Source organism: Kitasatospora sp. NBC_01302, assembly GCF_035976515.1.
GTDB lineage: Bacteria > Actinomycetota > Actinomycetes > Streptomycetales > Streptomycetaceae > Kitasatospora.
The window spans coordinates 6,174,740-6,193,639 of record NZ_CP108404.1; the positions used below are offsets into that span (position 1 = coordinate 6,174,740).

Here is an 18,900-nt window from a genome sequence, read left to right on the forward strand (position 1 = left end):
CCGGGTCGTCCCATCGAAGGTGCCATGCCCCCCACACTCGCCTCCGTCGTGCGCAACTCCTCGCTCCATCTCACGGTCCTCGCCGGCGCGGACCACCTGGAGCGGCCGGTCCGCTGGGTGCACACCAGTGAGCTGGACGACCCCACGCCGTTCCTCGAAGGTGGCGAGCTGCTGCTCACCACCGGGATCAAGCTGGGGACCAGCACCAAGAGCCTGCAGTCCTACGTCCACCGGTTGGCCGACGCGGGGGTGGTGGGTCTGGGCCTGGGGGTGGGCCTGTCGCACACCGAGGTGCCGCAGCCGCTGGTGGAGGCGGCCGCCCAGCGGGGGCTGCCGCTGCTGCGGGTGCCGGAGCCGACCCCGTTCATCGCGATCAGCAAGGCGGTCTCGGCGGCGCTGGCGGCCGAGCAGTACGAGGCGGTGACCACCAGCTTCGAGGCCCAGGAGGAGCTGACCCGGGCGGCGCTGGGCCAGAACGGCACGGCCGCGGTGGTGCGCAGACTCGCGGCCCGGCTCGGCGGCTGGGCCGCGCTCTACGACAGCTCGGGCGCGCTCTCGGTGGTGGCCCCGGACTGGGCGGCCCGCCGGGCGGCCCGGCTGGCCTCCGAGGTGGACCGGCTGCGCCGCCGCCCGGCCCCGGCGAGCGCCGCGCTGCAGGGCCGCGCACCCGGCTTCGACACCGCCGACGAGGACTTCGTGGTGGTCCAGTCGCTGGGTGCCGACCGGCGGGCCCGCGGCTTCCTCGCGGTGGGCACCGAGGACCGGATCACCCCCACCGAGCGCTATGTGCTGAACGCCGCGGTCGCCCTGCTGACGCTGACCCTGGAGCGCTCGCGCGAGCTGCGGCACGCCGAGGAGCGGATGGGCGCCGCGCTGCTGCGCCTGGTGCTGGCCGGGCAGGTGGGCACCGCCCGGCAGGTCGCCGCGGGCCTGTTCGGCGGTCTGCCGGAGGGCACCATACGGGTGCTGGTGGCCGGCGCCGCCCCCGGCGCCGAGCGGGCCGAGGGCGAGACCCCGGTGCACGACCTGACCGAGCTGGCCGAGCGTGCCGAGCAGGCCGGCGGCCGGGCCGGCGAGAAGCTGCTGGTGGCCCGCGAGCCCGCCGGCCGGGAGGGCAAGGACGGCAAGGAGGGCGTCGCGCACGGCGAGCGGCTGGTGCTGCTCGCGATGGACGGCGGCGCGGTGCACCGGGCCTGCCTGGGCGCGGTGGAGGAGCACGAGGGCCTGGCGCTGGGCGTCTCGGCCCCGGCCGCGATCGATGAGGCCGGCGGCGCCTACGCGCAGGCCGAGCGGGCGCTGGCGGTGGCACTGCGCGGCGGTCGCCGCTCGGTGGGCCACGAGGAGGTCGGCGCGGGCTCGCTGCTGCCGCTGCTCGGCGAGGACGCGGTGGCCGCCTTCGCCGAGGGCCTGCTGCGCCCGCTGCGCGAGCACGACCGCACCGCCCGCGGTGACCTGGTGGCCTCGCTGCGCGCCTGGCTCTCCCGGCACGGCCAGTGGGACGCCGCCGCCGCCGACCTCGGCGTGCACCGGCACACCCTGCGCTACCGGATGCGCCGGGTGGAGGAGCTGCTCGGCCGCTCGCTGGACGACACCGACGTGCGGATGGAGCTCTGGCTGGCGCTGCGCTCCGGCGAGGACTGAGAGGTCCAGGAGGCGCACGGCGCACCGGCGAGGCGTAAAGCGCATCGGCGACCGCTCCACCTTGGCCAATCCGCTGTGAACGGTTGTCCGCCTACCGTTGGGGCGAACGATTCACCGACAGGAGAGGCCGGTAGCACCGTGACCACGACCCACGCATTCTGGCTGGCCGGCCGCCAGGAGACCGGCGAGACCGAGTTCGAGGTCCGCCACCCGTTCGACGACAGCCTGGTCGGCACGGTCGGCATCCCCACCGACGCGCAGGTGGAGCAGGCCGTCGAGGCCGCCGTCGCCGCGCTGCCGGTCTTCGCGGCCACCCCGGCGCACGTGCGGGCCACCGCGCTCGACCACGTGGCCCGTCGGCTGACCGAGCGCACCGAGGAGATCGCCCGGCTGATCACCGCCGAGAACGGCAAGCCGATCAAGTGGGCGCGCGGCGAGGTCGGCCGGGCCGCCTCGGTCTTCCGCTGGGCCGCCGAGGAGGCGCGCCGCACCAACGGCGAGACCATGCGGCTGGACACCGACCCGGGCGGCGTGGGCCGCTACGCGGTGGTGCGCCGCTTCCCGCGCGGTGTGGTGCTCGGCATCGCCCCGTTCAACTTCCCGCTCAACCTGGTGGCCCACAAGGTCGCCCCGGCGATCGCGGTCGGCGCCCCGATCATCCTCAAGCCGGCCCCGGCCACCCCGCTCTCCGCCCTGCTGCTGGGCGAGCTGCTGGCCGAGACCGAGCTGCCGGCCGGCTCCTGGAGCGTGCTGCCGGTGGAGAACGCCAAGATGCCCGCGCTGGTCCAGGACCCCCGCCTGCCGGTGATCTCCTTCACCGGTTCGGACAAGGTCGGCTACCAGATCATGGACTCGGTGCCGCGCAAGCACGTCACCCTGGAGCTCGGCGGCAACGCCGCCGCCGTGGTGCTCGCCGACTGGTCCTCGGAGGCCGACCTGGAGTGGGCCGCCACCCGGATCGCGACCTTCGCCAACTACCAGGGCGGCCAGTCCTGCATCTCGGTGCAGCGGGTGATCGCGGACGCGACGGTGTACGACGCGCTGGTCGACAAGGTGGTCGCCAAGGTCGAGGCGCAGGTGACCGGCGACCCGGCCGCGGACGCCACCGACGTGGGCCCGCTGGTGGACGTGAACGCGGCCAAGCGGGTCGAGGAGTGGGTGGCCGACGCCGTCGCCAAGGGGGCCAAGGTGCTCACCGGCGGCACCCGCGAGGGCGCGGCGTACGCCCCGACCGTGCTGGCCGAGCTGCCCGCCGACGCGATCCTGGCCACCGCCGAGGTCTTCGGCCCGGTCCTGTCGCTGCACCGGGTGGACTCCACCGAGGAGGCCTTCGCGGCCGTCAACGACTCGGCCTTCGGCCTGCAGGCGGGCGTCTTCACGCACGACGTGCAGACCGCCTTCCGGGCCCACCGCGAGCTGCAGGTGGGCGGCGTGGTCATCGGCGACGCCCCCTCCTACCGCGCCGACCAGATGCCGTACGGCGGCGTGAAGGACTCGGGCGTGGGCCGCGAGGGTGTCAAGTACGCGATGGACGACTTCACCTTCGAGAAGGTCCTGGTGCTCACCGGCCTGGACCTCTGACGGTCGCGTCGTACCGAGGTCGCGCCCCCGGCTCCCGCGTGGAGCCGGGGGCGCGACCGTGGCGCCGTCCGGATCGGGTGCGGGGCAGCGGTAGGCCGGTGCGCGGCGGCACGCCACAATGGAGCCCATGAACTCGCTCGCCCACCCGCAGCTGCGCTTCACTCCGGTCGTCGACGACCCGTCAGGCCCACGGGAGCTGGTCCTGCTCGGCTCCACCGGCTCGATCGGCACCCAGGCCATCGACATCGTGCTCCGCAACCCGGACCGGTTCAAGGTGGTCGCGCTCTCCGCGGCCGGCGGGCAGGTCGAGCTGCTCGCCGAGCAGGCCCTGCGGCTGGGCGTGCACACCGTGGCGGTGGCCCGTCCCGAGGCCGAGCCGGCGCTGCGCGCCGCACTGGCCGAGCGGGCCGCCGGGCGTCCGCTGCCGACCGTGCTGGCCGGCCCGGACGCCGCCACCGAGCTGGCCCAGCTGCCTTGCCACTCGGTGCTGAACGGCATCACCGGTTCGATCGGCCTGGCGCCGACGCTGGCCGCGCTGCGCGCCGGGCGGGTGCTGGTGCTGGCGAACAAGGAGTCGCTGATCGTCGGCGGCCCGCTGGTCAAGGCGGTGGCCGCGCCAGGGCAGATCGTGCCGGTCGACTCCGAGCACGCCGCGCTCTTCCAGGCGCTGAGCGCCGGCACCCCGCGCGAGGTGCGCCGCCTGGTGGTCACCGCGAGCGGCGGCCCGTTCCGCGGCCGTACCCGTGAGCAGTTGGCCGGGGTCACCCCGAAGGACGCGCTGGCCCACCCGACCTGGGCGATGGGCCCAGTGGTGACGATCAACTCGGCCACCCTGGTCAACAAGGGCCTGGAGGTGATCGAGGCGCACCTGCTCTACGACATCCCCTTCGAGCGCATCGACGTGGTGGTGCATCCGCAGTCGGTGGTCCACTCGATGGTGGAGTTCACGGACGGGTCAACGCTGGCCCAGGCCAGCCCGCCGGACATGCGGATGCCGATCGCGCTCGGCCTCGGCTGGCCCGAGCGGATCCCGGACGCGGCCCCCGGCTGCGACTGGACCAAGGCCGCCACCTGGGAGTTCTTCCCGCTGGACGACGAGGCCTTCCCGGCGGTGGCGCTGGCCCGCGAGGTGGGTACGCTCGGCGGAACGGCGCCGGCCGTCTTCAACGCGGCCAACGAGGAGTGCGTGGACGCCTTCCTGCACGGCTCGCTCGCCTTCACCGCGATCGTCGACACGGTCGCCAAGGTGGTCGCCGAGCACGACGGCGCCGGTCGGGGAACTTCCCTGACGATCGAGGACGTCCTGGAAGCGGAGGGCTGGGCGCGGGCCAGGGCCCGGGAGCTGGCGGCGGGTTAAGAACCGGGCGTTACGCTGCGCGCCGGGGCCGGTAATGGGAGCGATGTGACGGAGGACCAGCGGTGACTGCAGTGATGACGGTGCTGGGCATCGTGGTCTTTTTCGTCGGGCTGCTCTTCTCGATCGCCTGGCACGAGCTGGGCCACCTGTCGACGGCCAAGCTCTTCAAGATCCGGGTGCCGCAGTACATGGTCGGCTTCGGGCCGACCGTCTGGTCCCGCAAGAAGGGCGAGACCGAGTACGGCTTCAAGGCGATCCCGCTGGGCGGGTACATCCGGATGATCGGGATGTTCCCGCCGGGGGCCGACGGGAAGATCACCAAGCGCAGCAGCTCGCCCTGGCGCTCGATGATCGAGGACGCCCGCGAGGCCTCCTACGAGGAGCTGCAGCCGGGCGACGACAACCGGCTCTTCTACACCCGCAAGCCCTGGCAGCGGATCATCGTGATGTTCGCCGGGCCCTTCATGAACCTGATCCTGGCGTTCGCGCTCTTCCTGATCACCATGATGGGCTTCGGCGTGCCCAAGTCGCTGCCGATCGTCGGCTCGGTCTCGCAGTGCGTGGTGCCGGCCACCCAGGCGAGCGACACCTGCAGCAAGGACGCGCCCCCCTCGCCGGCCGCGGCGGCCGGGCTGAAGGCGGGCGACAGCATCGTCTCCTTCGACGGCCAGGCGATCCACAGCTACCAGCAGCTCTCCTCGGACATCCGCGACTCCTACGGCAGGACCGTGCCGATCGTGGTCAAGCGCGGCGGCCAGCAGCTGACGCTGACCGCGCAGATCACCCAGAACCAGCTCGCCAAGCTCGACAAGTACGGCGACCCGGTGCCGGGCGCCAAGCCGGTGACGGCCGGCTTCCTCGGCATCAGCCCGACCACCGGCGTGGTCCAGCTGGGCTTCGGCGAGAGCCTCAGCAAGATGTCCGACATGGCCGACACCGGCGTCCACTCGCTGGTGGCACTGCCCGGCAAGATCCCGCCGCTGTGGGACTCGGTGGTCAAGGGCACCCCGCGCCAGGCCGACTCCCCGGTCGGCATGGTCGGGGCGGCCCGGGTCGGTGGCGAGGTCTTCGCGCTGCACATGCCGGCCTCGCAGCGGATCGCCTTCATGGTCAACCTGCTGGCCGGGATCAACCTCTCGCTCTTCCTGTTCAACATGCTGCCGCTGCTGCCGCTGGACGGCGGGCACGTGGCCGGGGCGGTGTGGGAGTCGGTCCGCCGGCGCGCCGCCAAGCTCTTCAAGCGGCCCGACCCCGGACCGTTCGACGTGGCCAAGCTGATGCCGCTGGCCTACGTGGTGGCCAGCATCTTCATCGGCTTCACGCTGCTGGTGCTGATCGCCGACGTGATCAACCCGGTGAAGATCAGCTAGCCCCGCTCAGGGGGTGTGCGTGCGCGCCCCCCGGGGTGCCGTACCGTTGGACGCCGGGTGCGCGACTGCGCACCCGGCGTCCGTCACCTCTACTCCGGGGAACCCTGCGCACATGACCGCGATCTCGCTCGGTATTCCGTCCCTGCCGCTCAAGCCGCTCGCCACCCGCCGCGTCTCGCGTCAGATCATGGTCGGCAACGTTCCGGTCGGTGGTGACGCGCCGGTGTCGGTGCAGTCGATGACCACGACGCTGACCTCGGACGTGAACGCGACGCTGCAGCAGATCGCGCAGCTGACCGCTTCGGGGTGTCAGATCGTGCGGGTGGCGGTGCCCTCGCAGGACGACGCGGACGCGCTGCCGATCATCGCGAGGAAGTCGCAGATCCCGGTGATCGCGGACATCCACTTCCAGCCGAAGTACGTGTTCGCCGCGATCGACGCGGGTTGTGCGGCGGTGCGGGTGAACCCGGGCAACATCAAGGCTTTCGACGACAAGGTCGGTGAGATCGCGCGGGCGGCGAAGTCGGCGGGTGTGCCGATCCGGATCGGTGTGAACGCGGGTTCGCTGGACAAGCGGCTGCTGGAGAAGTACGGCAAGGCGACGCCGGAGGCGTTGGTGGAGTCGGCGTTGTGGGAGTGCTCGCTGTTCGAGGAGCACGACTTCCGGGACATCAAGATCTCGGTGAAGCACAACGACCCGGTGGTGATGATCAATGCGTACCGGCAGCTGGCGGCGGCGTGCGACTATCCGCTGCACCTGGGTGTGACGGAGGCGGGTCCGGCGTTCCAGGGGACGATCAAGTCGGCGGTGGCGTTCGGTGCGCTGCTGGCGGAGGGGATCGGGGACACGATCCGGGTCTCGCTGTCGGCGCCGCCGGTGGAGGAGATCAAGGTCGGGATCCAGATCCTGGAGTCGTTGAACCTGCGTCAGCGCGGGTTGGAGATCGTTTCGTGTCCGTCGTGCGGTCGGGCGCAGGTGGATGTGTACAAGCTCGCGGAGGAGGTCACCGCCGGGCTCGAGGGCATGGAGGTGCCGCTGCGGGTGGCGGTGATGGGCTGTGTGGTGAACGGTCCGGGTGAGGCGCGCGAGGCGGATCTGGGGGTGGCCTCGGGCAACGGCAAGGGGCAGATCTTCGTGAAGGGCGAGGTGATCAAGACCGTGCCCGAGTCGAAGATCGTCGAGACCCTGATCGAGGAGGCCCTCAAGCTGGCCGAGCAGATGCAGGCCGACGGCGTCGCCTCCGGTGCCCCCACCGTGATCGCCGCCGAATGACGGTGGATGAGGCGCTGTGCTCGATCGAGGTGTGATGCTCCCCGGCGCGAAGCAGGCCGCCCGCGGTCATGGGGGTCCGCCCGGCCGCAGGCCGGGTGAGTCGACTCGGGTGCTGGAGGGTCCCGATCTCGCCGACACCCTGGAGGTGCTGCGCCGGGACCCGGTCGCCAACGCCTTCGTGGCCACCCGGGTCGAGGCGGTCGGCCTCGACCCGTGGCGGCTCGGCGGCGAGATGTGGGGCTGGTTCGGCCCGGACGGGCGCCTTGCGTCGCTCTGCTACGCCGGGGCCAACCTGGTGCCGATCAACGCCGGACCGCAGGCCGTGCGGGCCTTCGCCGAGCGGGCCCGCCGCCAGGGGCGGCGCTGCTCCTCGATCGTCGGCCCCGCAGGGCCGACGGCCGCGCTCTGGGAGCTGCTGCAGCCCAGCTGGGGCCCGGCCCGCGAGGTGCGGGCCCGTCAGCCGCTGCTGGCCACCACCGAGCCCGCCGCCGAGGTCGCGCCCGACCCGCTGGTGCGGCGGGTCCGCAAGGACGAGATCGACTTGCTGATGCCGGCCTGCGTGGCGATGTTCACCGAGGAGGTCGGGGTCTCCCCGCTGGCCGGTGACGGCGGTCTGCTCTACCAGGCCCGGGTGGCCGAACTGGTGAGCGGCGGCCGCTCGTTCGCACGGATCTCGGAGCAGGGCGAAGTGGTCTTCAAGGCCGAGATCGGTGCGGTGACCGAGGGGGCCTGCCAGATCCAGGGGGTCTGGGTCGCGCCGGCGCACCGCGGCCGGCGGCTCTCCGAGAGCGGCATGGCCGCCGTCCTGGAGATCGCGCTGCGCGAGGTCGCCCCGGTGGTCAGCCTCTACGTCAACGACTACAACCTGCCGGCCAGGGCCGCCTACCACCGGGTCGGCTTCCGCGAGGTCGGGGCCTTCATGTCGGTGCTCTTCTGAGGCAGCCCGGCTGCTGCCCACGAGTCTGCGGTGTTCGCCTCGGTGATCGCTGGGAGGGAGTAACCTCCCGGCCATGGAGCAGCTGACCGAGGTGACCGTCCAGCCGATCGACCTGGCGGCCTGGGCGCCGTACGCGCTGGAGGTGCAGGCGGCGGCCTTCGGGCTGTCGCCTTCGGAGATCGCGGTGCGGCTGCACATCGTGGGGCGGCACGCCCTGCAGCCCGGGGTGATCGCGCTCGGCGCGCTGCGCGCGGGCCGGCTGGTCGGCTTCGGCTACGGCATGCCCAACCTGCGCGAGCACTGGTGGAGCACGGTGATCGAGCCCTACCTGGAGGCCCGCGGGCACGGCGACTGGCTGGACGGCGTCTTCGCCGTCACCGAACTGCACGTGCTGCCCGAGTACCAGGGGCAGGGCCTGGGCAGCACCTTGATCCGCAGCCTGTGCGAGCGCTCCGGCCTGCCGCGCAGCATCCTGTCGGCGATCGACGCCGAGACCCCCGCCCGCCGGCTCTACCGCTCGCTGGGCTACCGCGACCTGGCCCGCGCGGTGCGGTTCCCCAACACCGACCGGCCGTACGCCGTGATGGGCGCCCGGCTGCCGCTGCTGGACCGGACCGACGCGGCCGGCCGGGCCTGACCTACAGCCGCCCCGCGAACTCCAGGTAGAGCTCGGCCCCCGCCCGGTCGCCGGCCGCCAGCGAGGCGAGGCCGGCCGCGACGCTGCGGAAGAGCGCCCAGCCGCGCAGCCGCTCCAGGTCCACCTCCACCGCCTCGGACAGCTGGTGCAGGCGCCTGCGCACCGCGGCCTCGGGGCCGGGCGCGGCGGCCAGCGTCTCCTTGCGGTCCTGGGCCAGCCAGGCCAGGTCGAAGGCGCGTTCGCCGACCAGCGGTTGCGGGTCGATGGCCAGCCAGGGCGCACGGTCGGCGGCCATCACATTGCCGTGGTGGAAGTCGCCGTGCAGCAGGAAGGTCTCCTCGCTGGAGCCCAGCAGCTCGGCGGCGGTGCGCAGCGCCGCCTCCAGCAGCGGGCCGGCGTCCAACTCCGCTGCCAGCGCCGGATGTTCGGCCATCCAGCTGGACCGGACGGCGACATGCTCGGCCACCGAGCCGAACGGGTGCTGCGGGCCGGGGTCGCTCCACAGCCGCTGGAGCAGGCCGCAGGCCTCCAGCATCGCCTTCGCCTCGGCCAGCGAGCGCAGCGGGATCTCCCCGTGCAGGCGTTCCAGCAGCAGGAAGCCCTCGGGCGGGTCGGCGTCCAGCAGCAGCACCGCGCCACGGCCGGCCCAGTGGGCGAGTGCGGCGGGCTCCTGGGCGGTCTCGGCGGTGACCAGGCCGGCCTTGAGCACCGCGGGCGTGTTGTCCGCGCGCCGCACGTAGCCGATCAGGCTGAGCCGGCCGCCGGGCTCGGCGACCCGGTCCAGGGTCAGCTCCCAGCGCTCCAGCTGGCGGGCGACGCGCTCCGGCAGCGCCGTCAGCCAGGCGGCGCCGGCCTCGCCCTGACGGGCCAGCACGCTCATCCGCAGTCGGTCCGGTACGGTGCACTTCCCTGCTGCTGGCGACATGCTGGCCTTCCGCTTCGACTCCCCCTGGTGCTACCCGTCCATTGTCCGCCCAGCGCCGCTCGTGACCGGGGAGCCGCGCTGGTCAGCGGCTCGGCGGCGGGCTCGACGCTGCGCCGGAGGCCGGAGCGGGGGAGGCCGGGGCGGGCAGGCCGGGCAGCGCCCCGGGAGTGGCGCCCCAGTGGTTGGCCTGCAGGGTGCAGGCACGCAGCGCGGTGGCCGCGTCCAGCCGCAGCGCGCCGGAGCCGGCCGCCACCAGATCGGCGTAGACGGCCGTCAGCCGGGTCTCGATCTCGGCGGCCAGCCGGGCGGCCGAGCCGGCGTCGGTGACGGCGAACGGGAGCTGGTAGCCGGGTGCAGCCGCGGTCGGGTTAGCGCCGGCGCCGGTCAGCAGGCGCTGCCAGGCGTCCCGGCGGGCCTGGTGGGCGGCGTAGCAGGAGCGGGCGTCGTCGCGCTTGGCGCCGGGCGCGATCCTGGCCGCGATCACCCCGAAGGCGTAGACGGCGCTGTGCTCGCCGGCCAGTGCCGCCTGGAGCGCCGTGACCGCTCCGGCGGGGAGGGCCGCCGAGCCGGCACCGGGTGTGGCGGCACCGGCTGAGGCCTTGTCGGACGCGGCGGCCCCGGGGGAGGCGGTGCCCGACGGCACGCCGCCCGCGGTACCCGGGGAACCGCCCGCGGACGGGGGGTCGGCGGGGGAGGCCGACGGCGGCGCACTCGCCGCGAAGGGGGCCTGATTGCCCAGCTCGACCGCGTGCAGTGCGCCCGCCGCCGAGACCGAGGCCAGCAGCCGGGCCAGCTCGGGGGAGGCGGCTGCCAGGTCGGTCAGCCGGGCCTGCGCGGTGCTCCACTCGGCTGCGGCCAGCGCCGCCTGGCCGGTCGGCGTACCGGGGCCGCCCGATGCGCCGCCGGCCGATGCGCCGGCACCCGGGGCGGACGAACCGGGCGGGGCGGCAGCGGCGCTGCCGGAGGGCGAGGCGGCGCCGGCCGGCAGCCCGGCGGCCAGCGCGGACCGCTGGGCCGCCACCTCGGTGCGCAACTGGGCCACCGGCGAGCCGGATCCGCCGCCGGCCCCCGTGACGGACGCGTACTGGGCGAGCAGCGCGTCGGTGGCGGCGACCGCCTTGGTGCGCAGCGCCAGGTCGGGGTCGGGCTTGGCACCCCCGCGACCCGGTCCGCCGGACCCGTCGGACCTGCCGCCCGAGGAGGTGCAGGCGGTCAGGAGCCCGGCGACGGCCAGGGCCCCGGAGGCCAGGAAGGTCCGTCGGCTGGGGGACTGCATCGACGCGCTCCAGGAGGTTCGTGCGGGAAGTCGCCGAACGCCCCCGCGGCCATGACTGATGTGGGAACCAGCGCGTATCCGTCAGGTGAAAGAGTTGTGCCCGCCCCGCTCGACCGTACCGTCCGCCGCCGCGCCGCCGAGCGCGGGGGCGCGCCCCCGCGCTGCCGCGGGCTCCCGTCCCGGCGCCCGGCCTGGTCGGAATCGGCGGTTCGGGGGTCGACCCGATAGGCTTTGGGTCGAGTTACGACCTTCTGACAACAGCAGACGCGGCCGAGGAGTCACCCGGATGAGCACCACCCCCACCGATCGGTTGCGTGCCCTGTTGGCACCGCTGGCCGAGCGCGCCGGTCTGGACCTTGAGGAAGTCAAGGTGACCCAGGCAGGCAGCCGCCGCCAGGTGCAGATCGACGTGGACGCGGACGGCGGTGTGGATCTGGACGCGATCGCCGAGTTCAGCCGCGAGGTGGGTCAGGCGCTCGACGAGAGCGACCTGATGGGCAGCGCCGCGTACCTGCTGGAGGTCGGTTCCCCGGGCGTCGACCGCCCGCTCACCGAGCCCCGCCACTGGCGCCGCAACACCGGCCGCCTGGTGAAGGTCCAGCTCGTCGAGGGCGGCGAGATCGTCGCCCGCATCCTGTCGGGCGACGAGGACGGCGCGCTGGTCGAGGTGCAGCCGGTCAAGGGCCGTGGCCGCGCCAAGGAGCGCCGTCTGGAGTTCACCGAGGTCGCCAAGGCCCGGATCCAGGTGGAGTTCAACCGCAAGGAGGACGAGCAGCTGCTCGCCGACGACGCGGAGCTCGAGGAGACGGACGACGCGGAGTCCGCGGAGGGCGACGGCACCGAAGCCGACGCGCACGCCGACCGCGACGAGCAGTGAGTAAGAAGAGCAGAGCAGAGGAGGCGTAGCCGTGGACATCGACATGAGTGCCCTGCGTGGGCTGGTGACCGAGAAGAACATCCCGTTCGACCTGTTGGTCGAGTCGATCGAGTCGGCGCTCCTCATCGCGTACCACCGGACCGAGGGCTCGCGCCGCCGCGCCCGCGTCGAGCTGAACCGCAAGACCGGCCATGTGACCGTGTGGGCGCTTGAGGACGCGAGCGAGCTGGAGGAGGGCGTCGAGCCCAAGGAGTTCGACGACACCCCGAGCGGCTTCGGCCGGATCGCCGCCAGCACGGCCAAGCAGGTGATCCTGCAGCGTCTGCGGGACGCCGCCGACGACCAGACCTTCGGCGAGTACGCGGGCAAGGAGGGCGACATCGTCACCGGTGTCGTCCAGCAGGGCAGCGACCCGAAGAACGTGCTGGTCGACATCGGCAAGCTGGAGGCCATCCTGCCCCCGCAGGAGCAGGTCCCCGGCGAGGAGTACAAGCACGGCACCCGGCTGCGCAGCTACGTGGTGGCGGTGCGCCGCGGTGTGCGCGGCGCCTCGGTGACGCTCTCGCGCACCCACCCCAACCTGGTGCGCAAGCTCTTCGCGCTGGAGGTCCCGGAGATCGCCGACGGCAGCGTCGAGATCGCGGCGATCGCCCGTGAGGCCGGTCACCGTACCAAGATCGCCGTCTTCTCGCGCCGGGCCGGCCTGAACGCCAAGGGCGCCTGCATCGGCCCGATGGGCGGCCGGGTGCGCAACGTGATGGCCGAGCTGCACGGCGAGAAGATCGACATCGTGGACTGGTCCGAGGACCCGGCCGAGATGGTGGCCAGCGCCCTGTCGCCCGCGCGGGTGACGAAGGTCGAGATCGTGGACTACGCCCAGCGCTCCGCCCGGGTGATCGTGCCCGACTACCAGCTGTCGCTGGCGATCGGCAAGGAGGGGCAGAACGCCCGCCTGGCCGCCCGTCTGACCGGCTGGCGGATCGACATCCGCCCGGACACCGAGACCGCCGGTGCCGAGCCTGGCGGGGAATCCGCCGCCGAGTAGCGGTGTTGTCAATCACGTGCAGCGGCCCCGTCCTGATCGACGGGGCCGCGGTCAGTCCCTGCGGAGGGGTAGACTTGATGGTGTCCGGCCGGACGCGTGTCCGCGCATGCCCTGAACGCACCTGCGTGGGCTGCCGCAAGCGAGCGGCCAAGCAAGAGCTGTTGCGAATCAGGGCGATCGAGGGCGGCTGCGTCCCCGATCCTCAGGGTTCGCTGCCCGGCCGGGGCGCGTATCTGCACCCCGATCCGGCCTGTCTCGACCTGGCGGTCCGCCGCCGGGCGTTCCCGAGGGCCTTCCGGCTCCAGGAGACGCTCGACACGGAAGCGCTGCGGGAGTGGCTCGAGGCCCGGGCGAACAGTGTTTCGGCGCCCTGACCAGCAAGGCTTGGGCCCCGGTCGGAGCGCAGGGCACCACCCCCGTGGACACGGGGGAGAACCACCGTACAGAGCACGGCGCGCGCACCTCGGTGCACCGCGCCACCAGTCAGGTACCTCGCGAGATGGAAGTAGGTCGAGATTGCGATGAGCACTCGATGAGTACGCGATGAGTACGCCCATGAAGTAGCGACGGTCCGGCGGACAACTACCCCGGACTTATAGACAGGAGCGAAGTGGCTAAGGTCCGGGTATACGAACTCGCCAAGGAGCTTGGCTTGGAGAGCAAGGCCGTCATGGCCAAGCTCACCGAGCTCGGTGAGTTCGTCCGTTCGGCGTCCTCGACGATCGAGGCGCCGGTTGTGCGCAAGTTGACTGACGCTTTGGGAGCGACGCCGCCCTCCGGTGGTTCCTCCGCTAAGCCTGGCCCGCGGAAGCCCGCGGCGCCCACCCCCGGCGGTGCCGCCTCGGCCGCACCCAAGCCGGGAGCCCCCACGCCGGGTCCGCGCCCCGCCGCGACCCCCGGCCCCCGTCCGACCCCCGCTGCGGCGGCGGCCCCGGCTGCTCCGGCGGCCCCCGCCCCGGCAGCCGCACCGCGTCCGGCCGGCGCCCCGACCCCGGGCCCGCGCCCGGCGGCGCGTCCCGCCGCTCCGGCTGCTCCGGCGGCCGAGTTCTCCTCGCCGGCTCCGGCCGGTGGCGAGGCCGCCGAGCGTCCCGCCGCTCCCGCCCCGGCTCCGCGTCCCAGCGGCTCCGCGGCCGGCAGTGGCGCCCGTCCCGGCCCGCGTCCCGCGGGTCCGCGTCCGGGCAACAACCCCTTCACCTCGGGCAGCGCGACCGGCATGGCGCGTCCCGGCGAGCGCCGTCAGGGTGCGCAGGGCGACCGCCCGCGTCCGGCCGGTGCCCCCGGCGCCGGTGCCCCGCGTCCCGGTGGCGACCGTCCGCGTCCCGCCGGTGCTCCGGGCGACCGCCCGCAGCGTCCCGGTGGCGACCGTCCGCGTCCCGCCGGTGCTCCGGGCGACCGCCCGCAGCGTCCGGGCGGCGACCGTCCGCGTCCCGCCGGTGCCCCCGGCGCCGGCGCGCCGCGTCCCGACGGGATGCCCCGTCCGGCCGGTCCGCGTCCCGGCGGGCCGAGCCCGTCCGGCATGCCCCGTCCGAACCCCGGCATGATGCCGCAGCGTCCCGGCCCGGGCACCGGCCCGCGTCCGGGCCCCGGCGGCCGTGGCCCCGGTGGCCCCGGCGGTCGTCCCGGCGGCCCGGGTGCCGGTGGCGGCGCCCGTCCCGGCTTCGCCGGTCGTCCGGCCGGTCCGGGCTCGCGTCCGGCCGGTGGCGGCGGCTTCGGCGGCCCCCGTCCGGGTGGCGGTGCCGGTGGTGGCGGCTTCGGTGGCGGCGGTGCCCGTCCCGGTGGCTTCGGTGGCCGTCCCGGCGGCCCGGGTGCCCGTGGTGGCACGCAGGGTGCCTTCGGTCGTGGCCCGGGCGGTCGTCCGGCCCGTGGCCGCAAGTCGAAGCGTCAGCGTCGCCAGGAGTACGAGGCCATGCAGGCCCCGTCCGTCGGCGGTGTGATGCTGCCCCGTGGCAACGGACAGACCGTCCGCCTGTCGCGCGGTGCCTCGCTGATGGACTTCGCGGAGAAGATCAACGCCAACCCGGCCGCGCTCGTCTCGGTGATGTTCAACCTCGGTGAGATGGTCACCGCGACCCAGTCGGTCGCGGACGCCACCCTCGAGCTGCTGGCCGGCGAGATGGGCTTCATCCTGGAGATCGTCAGCCGGGACGACGAGGACCGCGAGCTGCTGGAGTCCTTCGACATCGAGTTCGGTGCCGACGAGGGCGACGAGGACGAGCTCATGCCGCGTCCGCCGGTGGTGACCGTCATGGGTCACGTCGACCACGGTAAGACCCGCCTGCTCGACGCGATCCGCAAGAGCAACGTGGTGGCCGGCGAGGCCGGTGGCATCACCCAGCACATCGGCGCGTACCAGGTGTCGGCGGAGGTGAACGGGGAGGAGCGCAAGATCACCTTCCTCGACACCCCCGGTCACGAGGCCTTCTCCGCCATGCGTGCCCGTGGTGCCAAGTCCACCGACATCGCGATCCTGGTGGTCGCGGCCAACGACGGTGTCATGCCGCAGACGGTCGAGGCGCTCAACCACGCCAAGGCCGCCGGTGTGCCGATCGTGGTCGCGGTCAACAAGATCGACGTCGAGGGTGCCGACCCGACCAAGGTCCGCGGTCAGCTGACCGAGTTCGGTCTGGTGGCCGAGGAGTACGGCGGCGACACGATGTTCGTCGACATCTCCGCGCGCCAGGGCCTGAACATCGACCAGCTGCTGGAGGCCGTGGTCCTGACCGCGGACGCCTCGCTGGACCTGCGGGCCAACCCCGAGCAGGACGCGCAGGGTATCGCCATCGAGGCGCACCTGGACAAGGGTCGCGGCGCCATGGCGACCGTCCTGGTCCAGCGCGGTACGCTCCGCGTCGGTGACTCGATCGCCGTCGGTGACGCCCACGGCCGCGTCCGCGCCATGCTGGACGAGAACGGCAAGAACGTCGCCGAGGCGGGCCCGTCCCGTCCGGTCCTGCTGCTCGGTCTGACCTCGGTGCCGCGCGCCGGCGACAGCTTCATCGTTGTCGACGACGACCGCACCGCGCGCCAGATCGCCGAGAAGCGTTCGGCCCGTGACCGCAACGCCATGTTCGCCAAGCGTCCGCTGCGGATCTCCCTGGAGAACCTGGACCAGGCGATCGCGGCCGGCGGCATCCAGCAGCTCAACCTGATCATCAAGGGTGACGTCTCCGGTTCGGTGGAGGCCCTTGAGGACGCGCTGGTCAAGCTGGACGTGGGCGACGAGGTCGAGCTGCGCATCCTGCACCGCGGTGTGGGTGCGATCACCGAGTCCGACGTGGACCTGGCGATGGGCTCGGACGCCATCATCATCGGCTTCAACGTCCGCGCCGAGGGCCGTGCTCGCACGGCGGCCGAGCGCGAGGGCGTCGACGTCCGGTACTACTCGGTCATCTACCAGGCGATCGAGGAGATCGAGGCGGCGCTCAAGGGCCTGCTCAAGCCGGAGTACGAGGAGGTGCGCCTCGGCTCCGCGGAGATCCGCGAGGTCTTCCGCAGCTCCAAGTTCGGCAACATCGCGGGTGTCATCGTCCGCGAGGGCCTGCTGCGCCGCAACGCCAAGGCCCGCCTCATCCGCGACGGCAAGGTCGTGGCGGAGAGCCTCACCATCGAGGGTCTGCGCCGCTTCAAGGACGACGCGACCGAGGTCCGCGAGGGCTTCGAGGCCGGTGTCACCCTGGGGTCGTTCAACGACATCAAGGTGGACGACGTCATCGAGACCTTCGAGATGCGCGAGAAGCCGCGCTCCTAAGGCTGCTCGGTAGCCGGGGCCGGTCGGCGGGAATTCCCGTCGACCGGCCCCGGTCTCGCTGTGTAGGGTCCTCGGCATCAGCCCCCGTGATCGCACGGGGGTCCTACGAGGCCCCCAGGTCGGCGAGACCTGTCACACATGTTCGTGGGAACACTCACCTTCGACCTGCTCCTGGGCGATGTCCACTCGCTCAAGGAGAAGCGCTCGATCGTGCGGCCCATCGTGGCCGAACTGCAGCGCAAGTACAGCGTCTGCGCCGCGGAAGTCGGAAACCAGGATCTGCACCGCCGGGCCGAGATCGGCCTGGCGGTGGTCTCCGGCGAGCACCGTTTTGTCACCGAGATCCTGGACAGTTGCGAGCGGCTGGTCGCCGGCCGCCCCGAGGTGCAGCTGCTGGCTGCCCGCAGGCGTTACTACGGCGACGACGATGATTGAGAGCGGCGGATGGCCGACGACCGACCCCGGGAAGTCGCCACCATCACACCGACGAGGACCGAGAGCGCCCACAAGGCTGGGCGCGGGCCGGTACGTTGGGGCGTGGGCCCCGCGGGGCGCTGCGGCGCGCCACGTACCGTGCCCACTGCACGAGGAGGCAACGTGACCGACACCGCAAGGGCGCGCAAGCTCGCCGACCGAATCCAGGTGGTCGTCGCGGAGACCCTGGAACGGCGGATCAAGGACCCGCGCCTGGGCTTCGTGACCATCACCGACACCCGCGTCACCGGCGACCTGCGGGAGGCCACCGTCTTCTACACGGTCTTCGGCGACGAGACCGAGCGGGAGGCGACGGCGGCTGCGCTGGAGAGTGCCAAGGGCGTGCTCCGCTCCGAGGTCGGCAAGCAGACCGGGGTGCGCTTCACCCCGTCGCTGACCTTCGTCGCGGACGCGCTGCCGGACACCGCGCGCACCATCGACGACCTGCTGGACCGGGTCCGCAGCTCCGACGCGGCGGTGCGTTCCGCCGCGGCGGGCGCGCAGTACGCCGGTGACGCCGACCCGTACAAGCGGGCCGCCGAGCGCGACGACGCGGACGAGGACGAGTAGTCATGGCAGGTGAGCCGGCGGCGGCCGGTTCGGCGAGGGCGTTCTCCACCCATCCGGTGGAGGACGCCCTCGCGGTGCTTCCGGCGCCTCGCGAGGAGACACCGCTCGGCTTCGAGCGGGAGTGGCGGCGGATCGTGGCCCTCGTCGAGCAGAGCCCGGTGATCGACCTGATCTGCCACATCACCCCCGACGGTGACGCGCTCGGCTCGGCCCTGGCGGCCGGACTCGGCCTGCGCGCGCTCGGCCACCGGGTGCGGGTCTCCTTCGGTGACGACCCGCAGGTGATCGCGGAGTCGCTCTCCTTCCTGCCCGGTCAGGAGCTGATCGTGCCGGCCGCCGAGGTGCCGGACCGGCCGGAGCTGGTGCTCTGCTTCGACGTCGCCTCCGAGGGGCGGCTCGGGTTGCTGCGGGAGAAGGCGTTCGCCGCGCGGCACCTGGTGGTGCTGGACCACCACGCCTCCAATCCCGGCTTCGGCAGCCACCGGATCATCGATCCGAGCGCGCCGGCCACCGCGGTGCTGGTCGACGAACTGCTGCGGCGGCTCGGGGTCCGGCTGGACCAGTCCATCGCCACCTGCCTGTACACCGGGGTGGCCACCGACACCGGCTCGTTCAAGTACGCCGGCACCACACCGGCCACCCATGAGCTGGCCGGGCGGCTGCTGGCCACCGGGATCCGGCAGGACCTGATCTCCCGCCAGCTCTGGGACACCACCTCGTTCGGCTACCTCAAGGTGCTGGCCGCCGCGCTGGACCGCGCGGTCTACGAGCCCGAGGCCGCGGGCGGGCTGGGACTGGTGTGGACCTGGGTGCCCTACCAGGACCTGGCACTGTTCAGCGTTCCGGTGGAGGAGATCGAGGGCCTGATCGACGTGCTGCGCAAGCCCGCCGAGGCGGAGGTCGCGCTGGTGCTCAAGCAGGATCCCGACGGGACGCTGCGCGGCTCCTGCCGCGCCAAGGGCGCGGTCGACGTCGCCGCGGCCTGCGGCGAGCTGGGTGGCGGCGGGCACGCGTTCGCGGCCGGCTTCTCGGTGCGGGGGGACGCGCCGGGCGCGGTGGCCCGGTTCCGGGCGGCGCTGGCGCGGGCGGTGCGCTGAGGCGGCGCGGCGCGGCGCGGCGCACCGGCCGGGCCGTACCGGCCGGGTGCGTCACACGGGGTCCGCAGGCGTTGCGGGGCCCCGCAACCATG

General features: G+C 73.3%; 16 protein-coding genes. 14 read left to right on the top strand and 2 right to left on the bottom strand.

Annotation, left to right across the window (positions count from 1 at the left end):
- Positions 1-24: 24 nt before the first annotated feature.
- The 7 genes from OG294_RS27045 (at position 25) to OG294_RS27075 (ending at position 8,796) form a co-directional block, all read left to right on the top strand.
- Complete coding sequence (locus tag OG294_RS27045; RefSeq protein ID WP_327069137.1) at positions 25-1,641, top strand: PucR family transcriptional regulator; 1,617 nt, start codon at positions 25-27, stop codon at positions 1,639-1,641.
- A gap of 138 nt (positions 1,642-1,779) precedes the next feature.
- Entirely contained in the window at positions 1,780-3,222 is a 1,443-nt protein-coding gene (locus OG294_RS27050; protein WP_327069138.1) for an aldehyde dehydrogenase family protein, read from the top strand.
- A gap of 127 nt (positions 3,223-3,349) precedes the next feature.
- Positions 3,350-4,579: a 1-deoxy-D-xylulose-5-phosphate reductoisomerase gene (gene dxr / locus OG294_RS27055; protein ID WP_327069139.1), complete on the top strand. Its 1,230-nt coding sequence runs from the start codon at positions 3,350-3,352 to the stop codon at positions 4,577-4,579.
- A gap of 62 nt (positions 4,580-4,641) precedes the next feature.
- Positions 4,642-5,949, top strand: a complete 1,308-nt coding sequence (locus OG294_RS27060) for a M50 family metallopeptidase (RefSeq protein ID WP_327069140.1) — start codon at positions 4,642-4,644, stop codon at positions 5,947-5,949.
- Positions 5,950-6,061: 112 nt separating this feature from the next.
- Complete coding sequence (ispG, locus tag OG294_RS27065; protein WP_327069141.1) at positions 6,062-7,222, top strand: flavodoxin-dependent (E)-4-hydroxy-3-methylbut-2-enyl-diphosphate synthase; 1,161 nt, start codon at positions 6,062-6,064, stop codon at positions 7,220-7,222.
- A 109-nt stretch (positions 7,223-7,331) separates the two neighbouring features.
- Positions 7,332-8,159, top strand: a complete 828-nt coding sequence (locus tag OG294_RS27070) for a GNAT family N-acetyltransferase (RefSeq protein ID WP_327069142.1) — start codon at positions 7,332-7,334, stop codon at positions 8,157-8,159.
- A 73-nt stretch (positions 8,160-8,232) separates the two neighbouring features.
- The gene (locus OG294_RS27075; RefSeq protein ID WP_327069143.1) at positions 8,233-8,796 is read left to right on the top strand and encodes a GNAT family N-acetyltransferase; all 564 of its coding nucleotides are present in this window, start codon (positions 8,233-8,235) and stop codon (positions 8,794-8,796) included.
- Position 8,797: 1 nt separating this feature from the next.
- Here the strand turns inward: OG294_RS27075 and OG294_RS27080 are convergent, their stop codons facing one another.
- A complete protein-coding gene (locus tag OG294_RS27080; protein WP_327069144.1) occupies positions 8,798-9,721 on the bottom strand; it encodes an aminoglycoside phosphotransferase family protein in 924 nt (307 codons plus the stop codon).
- Positions 9,722-9,803: 82 nt separating this feature from the next.
- Positions 9,804-10,997, bottom strand: a complete 1,194-nt coding sequence (locus OG294_RS27085; protein WP_327069145.1) for a ferritin-like domain-containing protein — start codon at positions 10,995-10,997, stop codon at positions 9,804-9,806.
- 286 nt (positions 10,998-11,283) lie between these two features.
- On the opposite strand from OG294_RS27085, the gene rimP reads away from it, so the two are divergent.
- The 7 genes from rimP to OG294_RS27120 all read left to right on the top strand — a co-directional run bounded on the left by rimP (position 11,284) and on the right by OG294_RS27120 (position 18,808).
- A complete protein-coding gene (gene rimP / locus OG294_RS27090) occupies positions 11,284-11,874 on the top strand; it encodes a ribosome maturation factor RimP (protein ID WP_327069146.1) in 591 nt (196 codons plus the stop codon).
- Positions 11,875-11,905: 31 nt separating this feature from the next.
- A complete protein-coding gene (nusA, locus tag OG294_RS27095) occupies positions 11,906-12,919 on the top strand; it encodes a transcription termination factor NusA (protein ID WP_327069147.1) in 1,014 nt (337 codons plus the stop codon).
- A gap of 80 nt (positions 12,920-12,999) precedes the next feature.
- Positions 13,000-13,293, top strand: coding sequence for a YlxR family protein (locus tag OG294_RS27100; RefSeq protein ID WP_327071686.1), 294 nt, complete (start codon positions 13,000-13,002; stop codon positions 13,291-13,293).
- 236 nt (positions 13,294-13,529) lie between these two features.
- On the top strand, positions 13,530-16,667 hold the full coding sequence (gene infB, locus OG294_RS27105) for a translation initiation factor IF-2 (protein WP_327069148.1): 3,138 nt from the start codon (positions 13,530-13,532) through the stop codon (positions 16,665-16,667).
- Between the two features lie 138 nt (positions 16,668-16,805).
- Positions 16,806-17,102 (top strand): DUF503 domain-containing protein, encoded by a 297-nt coding sequence (locus tag OG294_RS27110; RefSeq protein ID WP_184935330.1) that lies wholly within the window; start codon positions 16,806-16,808, stop codon positions 17,100-17,102.
- 162 nt (positions 17,103-17,264) lie between these two features.
- On the top strand, positions 17,265-17,711 hold the full coding sequence (rbfA, locus tag OG294_RS27115; protein ID WP_327069149.1) for a 30S ribosome-binding factor RbfA: 447 nt from the start codon (positions 17,265-17,267) through the stop codon (positions 17,709-17,711).
- 2 nt (positions 17,712-17,713) lie between these two features.
- Positions 17,714-18,808 carry a DHH family phosphoesterase gene (locus OG294_RS27120; protein ID WP_327069150.1) on the top strand — a complete coding sequence of 365 codons (1,095 nt, stop codon included), beginning with the start codon at positions 17,714-17,716 and terminating at the stop codon, positions 18,806-18,808.
- Positions 18,809-18,900: the final 92 nt, after the last annotated feature.